This is a genomic window from Mycobacterium sp. NAZ190054 (assembly GCF_001545925.1).
GTDB lineage: Bacteria > Actinomycetota > Actinomycetes > Mycobacteriales > Mycobacteriaceae > Mycobacterium.
This window is the reverse complement of record NZ_LMVQ01000070.1, coordinates 1-13,600: the sequence shown is the minus strand read 5'-3', so window position 1 is coordinate 13,600 and position 13,600 is coordinate 1. Positions and strand designations below refer to the sequence as shown.

Here is a 13,600-nt window from a genome sequence, read left to right as displayed (position 1 = left end):
TCGACGACGTCATCTTCGCTGAATCCCACTACGGCGGTGGCGATCTCGCGCGCTATGCCGCTGATGCCGCCGGGTTGCAGCACGTGCGTGGGCGGCATCCACCGTTCTTCGAACTTCAGCTCGGGGCCGGGGCTGCGCCAGCTGGTCAGCGGGGTCATCGACCGGGACGGCACGCCGCCGGCGACCAGGCACTCGCCGCCCGGCACCAGCACGGTGTCGACCTCGGACAGCGCCGAGGAGGCCGTGGCGTCGACGGACAGACCCGAGGAGCACCGGACGGAGTCGGTGCCCGACGTCGAGTACAACCCGATCGAATAGCGGCAGCCCAGCGCCTGCGCCACGTCGAACACTTCGAGGGGGCCGGTCACATCCAGGGTGCGGACACCGTCGAAGACCAGAATCGCGATATGCCGTGACCGGTCGGTGGCCGGAATGCTCATCGCGTCAGCGTGGCCGGTGCTAGGGGTGCGGTGCGTGGCGATGTCCGGATCTGCCCACCATATGTCCGTGTCGGTCGGGCATGTCCTGTTCCGGGCAAAAGACGTCCATGTCGGCCGTCGGCAGAAATCCCCAATTCACTTCGCGGAAACACCGCGGCCTCAGCGTTGTTCGCGTTCGCGTCGATCGAGCGAGGTGGAACTCTATGGATTCGCGGTCTGCACTGACGCTGAGCATCGGTGTGCTCGGCGGGGTGGCGGTGGCCTTCACAGCCACGGTGGTCACCGTCCCGATCTGGGTGGTGTTCCTGGCATGGGCGTCGTTCTTCTTCGTCGGCGGCGGCCCGGCCGGCTGGGTGCGGTCGGTGGCGAGCAACCTGGTCGGCGTCGCCATCGCCTGCGCCAGCCTCTATGCGGCCCATCTGCTGGGCGGCGGGCTGGCGGCCACCGCGATCGCCGTCGGTGTCGGCAGCGCCCTCATGGTGCAGGCCTCCTGGGTCGGTCTGCTGTCGACCACACCCGCGGTGGTGGTCGGGTTCGCCTCCACGGTGTCCACCGTCGCCGGGACCGGGCAGCTGGTCAATGCGACGAGCATCTCCCACCCCGGCCTGGTCGCCGCGTGCGCCTGCGTGCTGGGCGCGACCTTCGGGATCGTCTCCGAATACCTGGCCAATGCGATGACAAGAACGGCGCCGGCGGCTCCGGCCGGGCGCCCCGACCCGGAAGGTGCACCGGCATGAAGCTGCAGCATCACCTCGGCGGCCTCGAAGGCCTGCCGCAACCGCTGAACCTGGAGAAGCGGGTCTTCGTCGAAGAGTGGGAGAAGCGGATCTTCGGCATCCACGTCGCGATGATGGGGCTCAGCAACCACCTGGGATCGGCGTTGCCCGGGTACCCGATCTCCGAGGTGCCGACCACCTTCCGCGACGAATGGACCTGGGCGGATCTGCGCACCGGCGCCGAGGCGATGAATCCGTTCGACTACTTCAAGTTCCGCTATTACGAGAAGTGGCTGGGCGGCATCACGCAGTTCTTCATCGACAAGGGCTACGTGTCCGAGGACGAACTCCGCGCCGCGCTCGGCACCACCGCCGCGCGGGCCGAGGACCCGTCGGACGACGCCATCGACGAGCAGGTCATCGACTACCTGCGGCGCGGCGACAGCCCACGCCGCGACGTCGCGCACCCGCGGTTCGGCGTCGGCCAGAAGGTGCGCATCACCGACCTCCCGGCCGGCGCACACACCCGGCTGCCCGGATATCTGCGCGCCCGGACCGGAACGGTGCAACGCATCTTCGAAGGCGACTACGGCTACTTCGTCCACACCGGGGACGGCATCGGCGACCCGATGCCCATCTACATCGTCGAGTTCACCCCGGAGGAACTCTGGGGCCCGCGTGCCGAACCGGGCGCCAACACCCTGTACGCCGAGCTGTTCGAGGCGTACCTGCAACCTGTCGAGGAGGACCAGTGACCGACCAGTTCGCCTACCCGGCCGACCGGGAGGAATCCAGCGCCGACCGCGTCGCCGCACTGGAGCGCCTGCTGATCGAGAAGGGCGTGATCACCAGCCAGACCGTGGAGAAGGTGTTGTCCTACTTCGAATCCGAGATGACACCGCTGAACGGCAAGAAGATCGTGGTGAAGGCGTGGACGGATCCGGACTTCGCGGCCCGGGTCGTCGTCGACACCCCGGCCGCGCTGGCGGAGCTGGATCTGCCCGAGGGCATGGCGGGCGCCGAAGGTGAACACCTGCAGGCCGTCGCCAACGTCCCGGGAGTGCACAACCTGGTGATCTGCACGCTGTGCTCGTGCTTCCCGTGGCCGGTGCTGGGGCTGCCGCCGTACTGGTACAAGGACCCGGTGTTCCGCGCCCGCGCGGCGCGGGAACCGCGCACGGTCCTCGCCGAGGTCGGCGTGACCCTGTCCGACGACACCGAGATCAAGGTGTGGGATTCCAGCGGTCACTCCCGGTGGTTCGTCATTCCTGAACGGCCCTCCGGCACCGACGATCTGACCGACACCGAGCTGATGGAACTCGTCACCACCGAATCGATGATGGGTGTGGCGCTCGCGGGGCAGCCGTCATGAAACTGCACAGCACCTGCACCACCGACCAGGCCGCCCCGTCCTTCGATCACGACTGGCAGCGCAGGGCGTTCGGACTCGCGCTGGCGCTGTCCGAATTCGGGCACTACCCGTGGAGCGAGTTCCAGCAGAGCCTGATCGACACGATCGGCGCCTGGGAGGCTTCGCCCGAACCCGGCCGCGGCGAGTGGCAGTACTACGACCACTGGGTCACGGCTCTGGAACACGTTGTGACGCAACGAGAGTTGCTGACCAAACCGCTCGTCACCGACGACGGCGACCACGCTGTGGCCGACGACCACCACTGACCCCCGAACGAAAGGTACGGCGATGCACATCGAGCCAGGAATCGTCGACGGCGCCAAGATCGTCCTCGGTTGCGCCACAGCCGCCGGTGTCGGCGGTTACGGTCTGCACGCGGCGTGGAAACACGTCAAGGAGCGCGGCGCCGGATCACTGGTGCTGGGATCCGCGGTCGCCACCGCTCTGGTGCTGGTGTTCTTCCAGGTGTTCCCGCATCACCCGGTCGGGGTGTCCGAGGTACACCTGATCCTCGGTTCGACGCTGTTCCTGCTGTTCGGCGCGGCGCCCGCGGCGTTCGGGCTCGCGCTGGGTCTGCTCGTGCAGGGTGTGGTCTTCGCCCCGTTCGACCTTCCGCAGTACGGGATGAACGTCACCACACTGCTGGTGCCGCTGTTCGCGCTGCAGTACGTGGCAGGCAGGACGATCGCCCCGCAGACCCGTTACGTCGACCTGGAATACCGTCAGGCGCTGACGCTTTCGGCGACCTACCAGGCAGGCATCGTGTCCTGGGTGGCGTTCTGGGCGCTGTACGGCCACGGCTTGACCGCCGAGGCGGTCAGCAGTGTCGCGGTCTTCGGGGCCGCGTACCTGCTGGTGATCGTCGTCGAACCGCTCGCCGACCTCGGCGTGCTGGCCGCGGCGAAGGCCTTGGAGCGCTTCAGGAACGGCGCCTGGCTGGAGCCGCGGCTGTTCAACCCGGCCTGAACTCAGACCGGTGCCACCCGGTCGGCCCACGGCATCGCCTGCTCCAGCTGCGCGGCCAGCCGGATCAGCAGCGACTCGCCGGCCAGCGGCGCGACGAACTGCACGCCCAGCGGCAGACCGTCCCCGGTCCAGTGCACGGGCAGCGACATCGCCGGGCGGCCGGTGATGTTCGCGAGCTGGGTGTACGGCACCCAGCCGAGGTTCTTGTCCACGATGTCGTCGACGAGGTTGGTGAAGCGCAGCAGGCTCGCGGTGCGCGTCTTGAGCAACACGTCCGAGGCCTTCTGCAACACGAGAGGCAGGTCGAACTCACCGATCGTCGGCGGGGGAGTGGCCAGCGAGGGTGTGAGCAGCAGGTCGTAGGACTCGAAGTACGTCGTCAACCGGCGGGTGTGTTCGTGCCTGCGCTGTACGGCGTCCACGTAATCCACGCTGCTGGTGGCCCGGCCGATGGCGGCCAGGATCAGCGTGTCGCGCTCGAAGGCCTCGTCGCGGGCCCCGGTGAGCCGCTTGGCGTCGTCGAGTTCCCAGGCGGTGTAGACGAACCATGTCAGCAGGAACTCGCGGGCCAACGCGGCGTCGTCGAACGGGGCCTGTGGCAGCTCGTCGACATGGTGGCCGAGCTCGGTCAGCGTCTGCGCGGTCTTCTCGACGGCGGCGAACGCCTCACGGTGCGGGGTCGGGTTGATCGCCGTCGGCACCCGCACCCCGATACGCAGCCGTCCGGGATCCTGTCCGACGCAGGAGGCGAACGGTGTGTCGGGCATTCCGGGCGTGAACGGCCCCCACGGCTCACCGCCGCTGATGACGTCGAGCATCGCGGCGGAGTCGCGGACCGTGCGCGACACGACACCCTGCACCGCCGACCCGTGCAGTGACTCACCCGTCGCCGGTCCCATCGGCGTCAGCCCGCGGCCGGGCTTCACACCGACCAAGCCGCAGCACGCCGCCGGGATCCGGATCGATCCGCCCCCGTCGTTCGCGCCGGCGCACGGCACGATGCCCGCGGCGACGGCGGCCGCGGAACCGCCCGACGACCCGCCCGGGGTCCGGTTCAGGTCCCACGGATTGCGTGCCGGACCCCACGCGAGCGGTTCGGTGATGCCCTTGGCGCCGAACTCCGGGGTGTTGGTCTTGCCGAAAATGACCAGGCCCGCATCGATCCAGCGCTGCACGACCGTCGCGTGTGCGGTGGCCGGCGTCGACATCAGCGCGCGGGAACCCCGCGAGGTCGGCAGCCCCGCATAGTCCTGGGCCAGATCCTTGATCAGGAACGGCACCCCGGTGAACGGCCCGTCCGGCGCCTCCGCGGGTGCGGCCGGAACGTCGCGCACGATCGCGTTGATCCGCGGGTTCACCTCGGCGGCCCGCGCCTGCGCCAGGGCCAGCAGTTCGTCGGCCTTCACCTGTCCATCGGCCACCAGCCGGGCCAGTCCGGTCGCGTCCTGCGCGCGGTATTCGTCGATGTTCACGACCTGACCGTAGCCTTCGCCGACTTTGCCGACGTCGCAAGCCGCAGGTTTTTGACAGTTGCGCAAATTCTAGTGAGGTGGCTCACACCGGCCTGAGCTCAAGGTTTGCTGGGCAGTGCGATGTTCCAGCAAAGGCCCGATAACAAGGGTGTCTAACTGAGGTTAGCCAACCCTATTGCTTCTTAGGAAACCCTCAGCTAAGTTTCGAGCGCGCCCATGGGGGGCGATGACCAGTCAAAAAGGAGTATCCGTGCAACAAGCACTTCCGGTCGCGTATGGCGCCGCATCTGGGTCGGTTGCGGCCAAGAAGGCTTCGCGAGTGAACAAGTTCCTGGTGAGCGGCGCCGCGGTGGTGGTTGCGGGCGCCATCGCCGTGAACCCGGTGGCGCCGGTGGCGTCGGCCCCGGACATCCGGCAGGCCGCCGTCCAGCTGGCCGCCAATCCGGTCCTGGAGAACCCGCTGCTCGTGTGGCAGAACAACTTCACGAACACGTTCAGCCAGATCGGTGCGATTGGCACGTCGCTGTGGGAGAACCCGTTCCCGATCCTCAACCAGATCGGTGAGAACCAGCTCGCGCACCTCAGGACGATCATCGGTCAGACGGCAGAGCAGGCAGGCACTCGCCGCGGAACCGGCATCATCGGCGCCGCCGAGGGCGTGCAGCGTACGCTGACCAACCTTCCGGTCCGGCTTCAGGCCGTCGCCGAGTTCCTCGGCAACGGCCAGTTCACCGAGGCGTTCGTCGAGATGAACACCTGGATGCTGGTCGCGATGGAGAACCTGGCGTTCCCGCTGACGTCGATCCTGACGATTCCGAAGGCGATCGCCGACGCCGTCGGGCGCGTGTACGACTCGCTGATCACCCGCGGCAACATCGTCACGATCTCGAAGGGTCTGATGTCGCCGCCGATCACCGCGTTCTTCGCGGCGATGAACGTCGCGGACACCGTCTTCGCGTCGGTGAAGGAGGGCAACCTCAAGGACGCGTTCACCGCGTTGGTCAACGCGCCGGGTCTGATCACGGGCGCGTTCCTCAACGGCTACAAGCCGTACTTCGGCACCGACGAGAACGGTGACCCGATCTACAGCCCGGAAGACTTCCCGGGTCTGTTCTCCGAGGGTGGCACCTTCGACGCGCTGTTCGTCAAGCTGCCGCAGACGATCGCCGAAGCGCTCAAGCAGCCCGAGGAAGTCCCGGTGACGCCGCCCGCGCCGACGACGCCGCCGGCTCAGACCGCGACGTTCGACGTCGACGGCGACGAGCTCACCCTGGTGTCGACCGGTACCGAGGACGAGACCACCGGGGAGACCGAGTCGACGGCCGACGCCGTCGTCGGGGACGAAGCTGCGGTGGAGCCCGCACCGGAGCCCGAGCCGGTCGTGGTCGATGAGGCCACCGAGGAGGAGGCCACCGAGGAGGAGGCCACCGAGGAGGAGGTCACCGAGGAGCCCGCTGAGGAGGTCACCGAGGAGCCCGCTGAGGAGGTCACCGAAACCGAGGCCGCCGACGACGACGAGGCCGCCGACGACGAGGCCGCCGACGACGAGGGCGCCGAGTCCGGCGACGAGGGTGCCGAGTCCGGCGAAGAGTGACGTTGTGAGCGAACCGGCCCCCTGCACCGAGCAGGGGGCCGGTTTGCTGCCGATCAGCCCAGCCGGACGGGAGTGCGGGGGCGCGCGCAGCTCACCAGGACGGGCTGAGCGGCCTCGGCGGCGCGCTGCAGCCGGCGCTCGTCGCGCAGGATCCGCCGCTGCAGTAACCGCTCGTCGCGCTTGGACACCGCGCGGTGGTGCGCGGCGAGTGCATCCAGTTGCTGCCAGCTCAGACCGTCGAGGTCTCCGTCGGCGTCATGCGTGGCGACGACGACGCTTCCGCGCAACAGCGGGACGGTTCTGGCGGTGAAGTCGGTGGTCGCCATCAGCAACTCGGTGGCGAACTGGTTGGTGCGGCGCTGGCAGCCGCGGGCGGACGGGCTGAACCAGAAGTCGAACTGGTGGTCCGCGCTGGTCAGGCAGTGCAGGCCCTGATCCTGGACGAGCTTGTCGATGTCGGCTTTGGTGTAGGCGCGGGTTTCATACACGGCGCCGTTGGCGCTGAAGTACAGGACGGTGTTCATATCGTTGACCCATTCGATTCTTTCTCTGCTGTTGTGGACGCGCTGACGTCACGGCGCTGTGACTGAAGTTACCCATGTGACTGCTGGGGCAAACTTCGATATCGATCCGGCCACGACGGGTTTGGCGGACAGGAATAGCCTCGAGCTGTGGCGCAGATGAAGTTCGGGATCTCGACGTTCGTCAACGACGACACCATCGACACGGTGTCCCTGGCCCGTGCGGTGGAGGAGCGGGGGTTCACCTCGCTGGCGGTCGCCGAGCACACGCACATCCCGGCCAGCCGGGAATCGCCCTACCCGATGGGCGGGAAACTGCCCGCGGTCTACTACCGAACCCTGGACCCGTTCGTGACCCTGGCCGCCGCTGCCGCGGTGACGTCGAGCATCGAACTGGTCACCGGGATCGCGCTGCTCATCCAGCGGGACCCGATCGTCACCGCGAAAGAGACGGCCAGCATCGATGTCATCTCCCACGGTCGCTTCGTGTTCGGGGTCGGCGCGGGCTGGAACATCGAGGAGTTGCGCCACCACGGCACCGACCCGAAGACGCGAGGCGCGCTGCTCGACGAACGCCTCGAGGCCATCAAGGCGCTGTGGACTGCCGAACCGGCCGAATACCACGGCAGATACGTCGACTTCGACAGCTCCTACATGCGGCCCAAGCCGGTGCGCACGCCGCATCCGCCCATCCTGATCGGGGGCGATTCGGACGCCACCGTCAAGCGGATCATCCGGCACGAGGCCGGCTGGATCGCCAACCCGCTGCCGGTCGAACACCTGAAGCGGCGCATCGACCAGATCCGCGAGGGCGCACGGCATGACGTGCCGCTGTCGACGTTCGGGACCCCGGTCGACCCCGAATACTGGCGCGCGATAGGGGAACTGGGATTCAGCGAGCTCCGGCTGCTGTTGCCCACCAAGTCGCTCGACGATTCGCTACGGCTGCTCGACGACTACGCCGCGCAGGTGGACCGCTACCGGGGCTGAGTTCAGTGGCCGGTGTTCTCGTAGCGCTGCGCGACGGCGACCAGCTCGTCCCGCACCGACGAATGCGGCATCGACGCAATCCGCGCGTACAGGCGCCGCCGATCACGAGCGATCTGGCGGGCGGCACGGTACTGCGCGAAGGACATGGCGGGGCTCCTGAACGTGAGATCGGGGTCCGGCAACGAGGATCGCCCGTCGGCCGGACCTCACCCATGATCCGTGTTGCAGGCACGTTAATCAACCCGCTGACCTGTGATTTCGGGTACAGAGACGGCCGTCACAGCCGCCCGGCGTCCACCACCCGCAGCACCACGGCGCCCTCGTCGTCGGACGCTTCGAGGTCCACCTCGACCTCGATTCCCCAGTCATGGTCGCCGGCGGGATCGTCGAGGATCTGCCGCACCCGCCACACGCCGGGCCGCCGGTCGAAGATCAGCAATGCGGGTCCGCGCGCGTCGGCGCCGGTCCCGACGTCGTCGTGCTCGTCGAAGTACTCGTCGCCGATCTCCTGCCAGCGCGCCGCCGTCCATCCGCATCCGGCGTCGAGCGCCCCGAGGTCGTCCCAGCGTTCCCTGGCGAACAACTCCACCCGCCGGAACAACGCGTTGCGGATCATCGCGGTGAACGCCCGCTCGTTGCCCGTCAGCGGACGCGGCCGGGCCGGCACCGGCAGCGGAGCGTCCAGCGGCTGATCGGGGCTGGTGAGCTGCTCCCATTCGTCGAGCAGGCTCGAATCCACCTGCCGCACAAGCTCACCGAGCCACTCGACGATGTCGGTCAGCTCCTCGGTCCGCGCCGCCGCCGGCACACCCGACCGCAGCGCCTTGAACGCATCGGACAGGTACCGCAGCACCGCGCCCTCCGAGCGGGTCAGGCCGTAGACACTGACGTACTCCCGGAAGGTGAAGGCCCGCTCCCACATCTCGCGCACAACGGATTTCGGGGACAGCCGGCCGTCGGCCGCCCACGGATTGCTCTGCAGATACACCTCGAACGCGTGCTCGAGCAGTTCGGCCAGTGGCTTGGGGTAGGTGACCTCGTCGAGCAGTTCGATGCGTTCGTCGTACTCGATCCCGTCGACCTTCATCTGCGCGACGGCCTCGCCCCTAGCCTTGTTCAGCTGCGCCGCCAGGATCTGCCGCGGGTCCTCCAGGGTGGCCTCGATGACCGAGACCACGTCCAGCGCATAGCTTTCCGAATCGGTGTCCAACAGGTCGATCGCGGCCAGCGCGAACGTCGACAGCGGCTGGTTGAGCGCGAAATCGGGTGGTAGGTCCACGGTCAGGCGGTAACGGCGGCCGTCGGGTTCGGGTTCGGCGACCCGCTCCACGACGCCGGCCTGCAGCAGGGACCGCGCGATCCCGACCGCTTCCCGGATCAAGCGCAACTGGCGCTTGCGCGGCTCGTGGTTGTCGGTGAGCAGCCGGCGCATCGCCGCGAACGGGTCGCCGGGACGGTCGACCACGTCGAGGATCATCGCCGTCGACACCCTCATGTTGCTGGTCAGCGGTTCCGGCGCGGCGTCGACAAGCCGTTTCAGCGTCGCCTCACTCCACGGCACCATGCCCTCGGGGGCCTTGCGGCGCACCAACTTCCGCCGTTTCTTCGGGTCGTCGGCGACCTTGGCGAACTGTTTGAGGTTCTCCACCTCGTGGTCGGGCGCCTGCACCACCACGGTGCCCGCGGTGTCGAATCCGGCCCGGCCGGCCCGGCCGGCGATCTGGTGGAACTCGCGGGCGTTGAGCAGCCGGGTCCGGGTGCCGTCGTACTTGGACAGCGCCGAGAACACCACGGTGCGGATCGGTACGTTGATCCCGACACCGAGGGTGTCGGTGCCGCAGATCACCTTCAGCAGACCGGCCTGCGCCAGCTGCTCGACGAGCCGGCGGTACTTGGGCAGCATGCCGGCGTGGTGCACCCCGATGCCGTGCCGGACCAGCCGCGACAGCGTGGACCCGAACGACGTGGAGAATCGGAACGCGCCGATGTGCGCGGCGATCGCGGCCTTCTCCGGCTTGGAGCTGACGTTCACGCTCATCATCGCCTGCGCCCGTTCCAGCGCCGAGGCCTGGGTGAAATGCACGACGTAGACCGGGGACTGCCCGGTGTCGACGAGTTCCTGGATCGTCTCGTGCATCGGCGTGGTCGCGTAGGAGAAGTACAGCGGCACCGGGCGTTCGGCGTTGGCGACGAGCGCCGTGGTCCGCCCGGTGCGCCGGGTCAGGTCCTCCCGCAGGAACGTGACGTCACCCAGCGTGGCCGACATCAGCAGGAACTGCGCGCGGGGCAGTTCGAGCAGCGGCACCTGCCAGGCCCAGCCCCGGTCGGGGTCGCCGTAGAAATGGAACTCGTCCATCACGCACAGGCCGATGTCGGCGTCGCGGCCCTCCCGCAGCGCGATGTTGGCCAGGATCTCCGCGGTGCACGCGATGATCGGCGCATCCGCGTTGACCGCGGCATCACCGGTCAGCATGCCGACGTTGGCCGCGCCGAACACGTCGCACAGCGCGAAGAACTTCTCGCTGACCAGCGCCTTGATCGGCGCGGTGTAGTAGCTGCGCCGCGCACCGGCCAGCGCGAAGTACAGCGCGCCGGTGGCCACCAGCGACTTCCCCGACCCAGTCGGGGTGGCCAGGATGACGTTGGCGCCGCTGACGAGCTCGACCAGCGCCTCCTCCTGCGCCGGATACAACGTGGTGCCGCCGGCGTCGGCCCACGCCTCGAACGCGGCGAACAGCTCGTCGGCGTCGTCGCCGACGGCACGCAGGGTGGACAGGTCTTCGATCAGCGCGGACATCAGGGTCCAGCCTGCCAGGTTTGCCGGACGCCGCCGACGTCAATAGCCCTTCCATGGCGGGGTTCGGTGATGTGCTCGAATGGGTCAAGCACGAAGTCGCCGCACGGGTACCGAAGGCCGACCTCGATCAGCGCGACGCCGACTACATCCGCGAGCAGCTGCCCGGGCTGTGGCTGCTGGCGTCGCTGTACTTCCGTGCCGACGTCCGCGGGCTCGAGCGCATCCCGGCCGACGGGCCGGTGCTGCTGGTCGGCAATCACAGCGGCGGCAACGTGCCGCCGGACACCTTCGTGTTCACGTTGGCGTTCTGCTCCTACTTCGGCGTCGAGCGCCCGTTCTACCAGCTGGCCCACAACCTGGTGGTGTCGGCGCCGCCGCTCGGCTCGTTGCGCAAGTTCGGCACCGTGGCCGCCAATCACGAGAACGCCCGTCTGGCACTGGAATCCGGCGCGGCACTGCTGGTCTACCCGGGCGGCGACTACGAGGTGTTCCGCCCGTTCTGGGAACGCAACAAGGTCGACTTCGGCGGTCGCAAGGGCTATGTGAAACTCGCGCGTGAGGCCGGGGTGCCGATCGTGCCGATCGCCAGCGTCGGCGGCCAGGAGAGTGTGCTGTTCCTGAGCCGGGGCCAGTGGCTGGCCAAGCTATTGCGGGTCGACAGACTGCTGCGCCTCAAGAGCGTGCCGATCGCGCTGGCCCCGCCGTGGGGCCTGATCGTCAGCGATCTCTACGGACACTTCCCGCTGCCGTCGAAGATCGTCGTCGAGGCGCTGGAACCCGTCGGTGCCGAGGAGATCGCGGCTGCCGACGACGACACGATCCACAAGAAGGTCGAGGGCGCGCTGCAGGCGGCGGTGGACAGCCTGGCCGCAGAGCGCCGGTTCCCGGTGATCGGATAAGGGGGCCGGCGATGCGACTTCAGCGAAGCGTGATCATCGACGCCGATCCGCACAGCGTGTGGAAACACGTCAGCGACCCCGGCTGCTACCCGGAGTTCATGGCCAACCTGGAGCGGTGGGAGATCGTCACGCAGCAGCCGGTCGGGGTGGGGTCGCGCTACACCGTGCACTGGAAGGTCGGCTCGGTGCCGATCGGCGGGGTCATCGAGGTCACGGAGTTCGACGAGGCCCGCGACCTGGCCTGGATCGGGATCACCGGCGTGACGCTGCGCGGCAGGTTCCGGTTGCGCGAGCACGGTGACGGGCGCACCAAGGTGATCTTCCGGCTGTCCTACGAGGCGCCCGGGGGCCTGCTCGGCCTGATCGCCGACCGGGTGGCCGCACGGCAGGTCGGCCGGATCATGGACCGGACCGTCAGGCAGCTCAAAACCCTTGTCGAGGGCTGACTTCAATCCCCGGCCGGTGGGCAGGCGGCGAATTTGCGTAACGAGGTGGCGGTTATCGGCCTCGAAATCTCCCTGTGGTTACGCAACTGGCGCAGCGGACGTCACTGCCGGGGCGCCGGGAAGTACATCTCCTGGCGCACCGTGCACACCAGTTCCCCGGTGCGGTTGAACATGGTCCCGCCGGCCAGCGCGAGCGTGTCGGCGCTGCTGGGGGAGGACTGCTCGTAGAGCAGCCAGTCCGACAGATCCGCCGCGGCGTGGAACCACACCGAATGATCGCGCTGAGCCGACTCCGCGATGCCGCCGCGGGCGGCGTAGGCCGGCTCGGTGAGTGTCACCGCGGACAGGTAGGCCACCAGGGACGCGGTCAGCACCGGGTCGTCGGGGACGGCGCCGCCGGGCCGCCACCAGATGCGTGAGCGGGCCGGCGGGGCGGTGTCGGCCTCGACGATGCGGCGCTCGAACCAGCGCAGGCTCGCCCACAGGCCCTGGGTGGCCTCCTCGGACTCCGCGAAATGGGGAGCGACAGGCGGCAGCGACTCCGGTGGGGCCACTTGCGGACACGGCGGCTGGTAGGTGACTCCGGCCGGCGTCGCCGCCTTGAACGACGACATCGCCTCCAGCAGGATCTCCTCACCCTGATGGGCGGTGACGCGTCGCGCCGAGAATGTCCGGCCCTCTTGCAGATTCGCCACCTCGAAGGTGACCGGCAGCCGCGCATCACCCGGACGGAGGAAGTACGTGTGCACGCTGTGCGGGGTGCGGTCCGGTGCGGTCAGGCTCGCCGCCAGCAGGGCTTGCGCGGAGATGTGGCCGCCCAGAATGTGGTTGGCGGGTGCGGGCAGCTGCTTGCCGGCGAACGACGCCGGTCCGGTCCGGTCGAGCTGCATGGAGGCGAGGACATCGCCCAGCGAGGAAGACACGCAGGTATCTTGCCTAACCGCTGCGCAGCGTCAGCAGGGTGATCTCGCTCGGCGCGAACACCCGGAACGGCGGACCCCAGAACCCGGTGCCCCGGCTGGTGTAGAGCTGCGTCCGGTCGCCGTGCGTGCTCAGCCCGTGCACCACGGGCTGTTCCAGCCGCACGAGGAAGTTGAACGGCCAGATCTGACCGCCGTGGGTGTGGCCGGAGATCTGCAGGTCCACCCCGGCGCGCACCGCGTGCGCGACCTGCTTGGGCTGATGCGCCAGCAGCAGCACCGGCAGGGCGGGGTGCGGGCAGCCCACGGCGACACGGCGAACGCGTTCTGGAGTTCCTCGAGCTCGCCCTGGTCGTCGCGGTCGGCGTCCATCGCGCCGGGCAGGTCGTCGAGATCGAACAACTTCTCGGCCTGGAAGTACCGTTGCA

Annotated in this window: 14 protein-coding genes and 2 pseudogenes; 9 read left to right on the top strand and 7 right to left on the bottom strand. The window is 68.5% G+C overall.

Features of this window, described 5'->3' with window-relative positions:
• Positions 1-440, bottom strand: a pseudogene (locus ASJ79_RS33045) (DJ-1/PfpI family protein); the annotation flags it as partial.
• Positions 441-643: 203 nt separating this feature from the next.
• Here ASJ79_RS33045 and ASJ79_RS06825 point away from each other — a divergent pair.
• The 5 genes from ASJ79_RS06825 to ASJ79_RS06805 are packed head-to-tail and all read left to right on the top strand — an operon-like array spanning position 644 to position 3,533.
• Positions 644-1,177: a DUF1097 domain-containing protein gene (locus tag ASJ79_RS06825; protein WP_067953973.1), complete on the top strand. Its 534-nt coding sequence runs from the start codon at positions 644-646 to the stop codon at positions 1,175-1,177.
• Complete coding sequence (nthB, locus tag ASJ79_RS06820; RefSeq protein ID WP_067953972.1) at positions 1,174-1,911, top strand: nitrile hydratase subunit beta; 738 nt, start codon at positions 1,174-1,176, stop codon at positions 1,909-1,911. The genes ASJ79_RS06825 and nthB overlap by 4 nt, the downstream gene beginning before the upstream one ends.
• Complete coding sequence (gene nthA, locus ASJ79_RS06815; RefSeq protein WP_067953971.1) at positions 1,908-2,528, top strand: nitrile hydratase subunit alpha; 621 nt, start codon at positions 1,908-1,910, stop codon at positions 2,526-2,528. The genes nthB and nthA overlap by 4 nt, the downstream gene beginning before the upstream one ends.
• The gene (locus ASJ79_RS06810; RefSeq protein WP_067953970.1) at positions 2,525-2,833 is read left to right on the top strand and encodes a nitrile hydratase accessory protein; all 309 of its coding nucleotides are present in this window, start codon (positions 2,525-2,527) and stop codon (positions 2,831-2,833) included. Before nthA ends, ASJ79_RS06810 begins: the two co-directional genes overlap by 4 nt.
• 22 nt (positions 2,834-2,855) lie before the next feature.
• On the top strand, positions 2,856-3,533 hold the full coding sequence (locus ASJ79_RS06805) for an energy-coupling factor ABC transporter permease (RefSeq protein WP_067953969.1): 678 nt from the start codon (positions 2,856-2,858) through the stop codon (positions 3,531-3,533).
• Positions 3,534-3,535: 2 nt separating this feature from the next.
• Here ASJ79_RS06805 and ASJ79_RS06800 read toward each other — a convergent pair whose 3' ends face one another.
• Positions 3,536-5,005: an amidase gene (locus ASJ79_RS06800; RefSeq protein ID WP_067953968.1), complete on the bottom strand. Its 1,470-nt coding sequence runs from the start codon at positions 5,003-5,005 to the stop codon at positions 3,536-3,538.
• Between the two features lie 319 nt (positions 5,006-5,324).
• Between ASJ79_RS06800 and ASJ79_RS06795 the strand changes: the two genes are divergently transcribed.
• Positions 5,325-6,599, top strand: coding sequence for a hypothetical protein (locus tag ASJ79_RS06795; RefSeq protein ID WP_231750753.1), 1,275 nt, complete (start codon positions 5,325-5,327; stop codon positions 6,597-6,599).
• 53 nt (positions 6,600-6,652) lie between these two features.
• Here ASJ79_RS06795 and ASJ79_RS06790 read toward each other — a convergent pair whose 3' ends face one another.
• A complete protein-coding gene (locus tag ASJ79_RS06790; protein WP_067953967.1) occupies positions 6,653-7,123 on the bottom strand; it encodes a hypothetical protein in 471 nt (156 codons plus the stop codon).
• Between the two features lie 156 nt (positions 7,124-7,279).
• On the opposite strand from ASJ79_RS06790, the gene ASJ79_RS06785 reads away from it, so the two are divergent.
• Positions 7,280-8,110, top strand: a complete 831-nt coding sequence (locus ASJ79_RS06785; protein ID WP_067953974.1) for an LLM class F420-dependent oxidoreductase — start codon at positions 7,280-7,282, stop codon at positions 8,108-8,110.
• 2 nt (positions 8,111-8,112) lie between these two features.
• On the opposite strand, the gene ASJ79_RS33040 is transcribed toward ASJ79_RS06785, so the two are convergent.
• Positions 8,113-8,256: a hypothetical protein gene (locus tag ASJ79_RS33040; RefSeq protein WP_197420108.1), complete on the bottom strand. Its 144-nt coding sequence runs from the start codon at positions 8,254-8,256 to the stop codon at positions 8,113-8,115.
• 131 nt (positions 8,257-8,387) lie between these two features.
• Positions 8,388-10,907, bottom strand: coding sequence for an RNA helicase (locus tag ASJ79_RS06780; RefSeq protein WP_197420107.1), 2,520 nt, complete (start codon positions 10,905-10,907; stop codon positions 8,388-8,390).
• Positions 10,908-10,960: 53 nt separating this feature from the next.
• Between ASJ79_RS06780 and ASJ79_RS06775 the strand changes: the two genes are divergently transcribed.
• Complete coding sequence (locus ASJ79_RS06775) at positions 10,961-11,806, top strand: lysophospholipid acyltransferase family protein (protein WP_067953965.1); 846 nt, start codon at positions 10,961-10,963, stop codon at positions 11,804-11,806.
• Positions 11,807-11,817: 11 nt separating this feature from the next.
• A complete protein-coding gene (locus ASJ79_RS06770; RefSeq protein ID WP_067953964.1) occupies positions 11,818-12,252 on the top strand; it encodes an SRPBCC family protein in 435 nt (144 codons plus the stop codon).
• 101 nt (positions 12,253-12,353) lie between these two features.
• Here the strand turns inward: ASJ79_RS06770 and ASJ79_RS06765 are convergent, their stop codons facing one another.
• Positions 12,354-13,175, bottom strand: coding sequence for an acyl-CoA thioesterase II (locus ASJ79_RS06765; protein WP_067953963.1), 822 nt, complete (start codon positions 13,173-13,175; stop codon positions 12,354-12,356).
• A 13-nt stretch (positions 13,176-13,188) separates the two neighbouring features.
• Positions 13,189-13,461 (bottom strand): annotated as a pseudogene (locus ASJ79_RS06760) (metallophosphoesterase); the annotation flags it as partial.
• Positions 13,462-13,600: the final 139 nt, after the last annotated feature.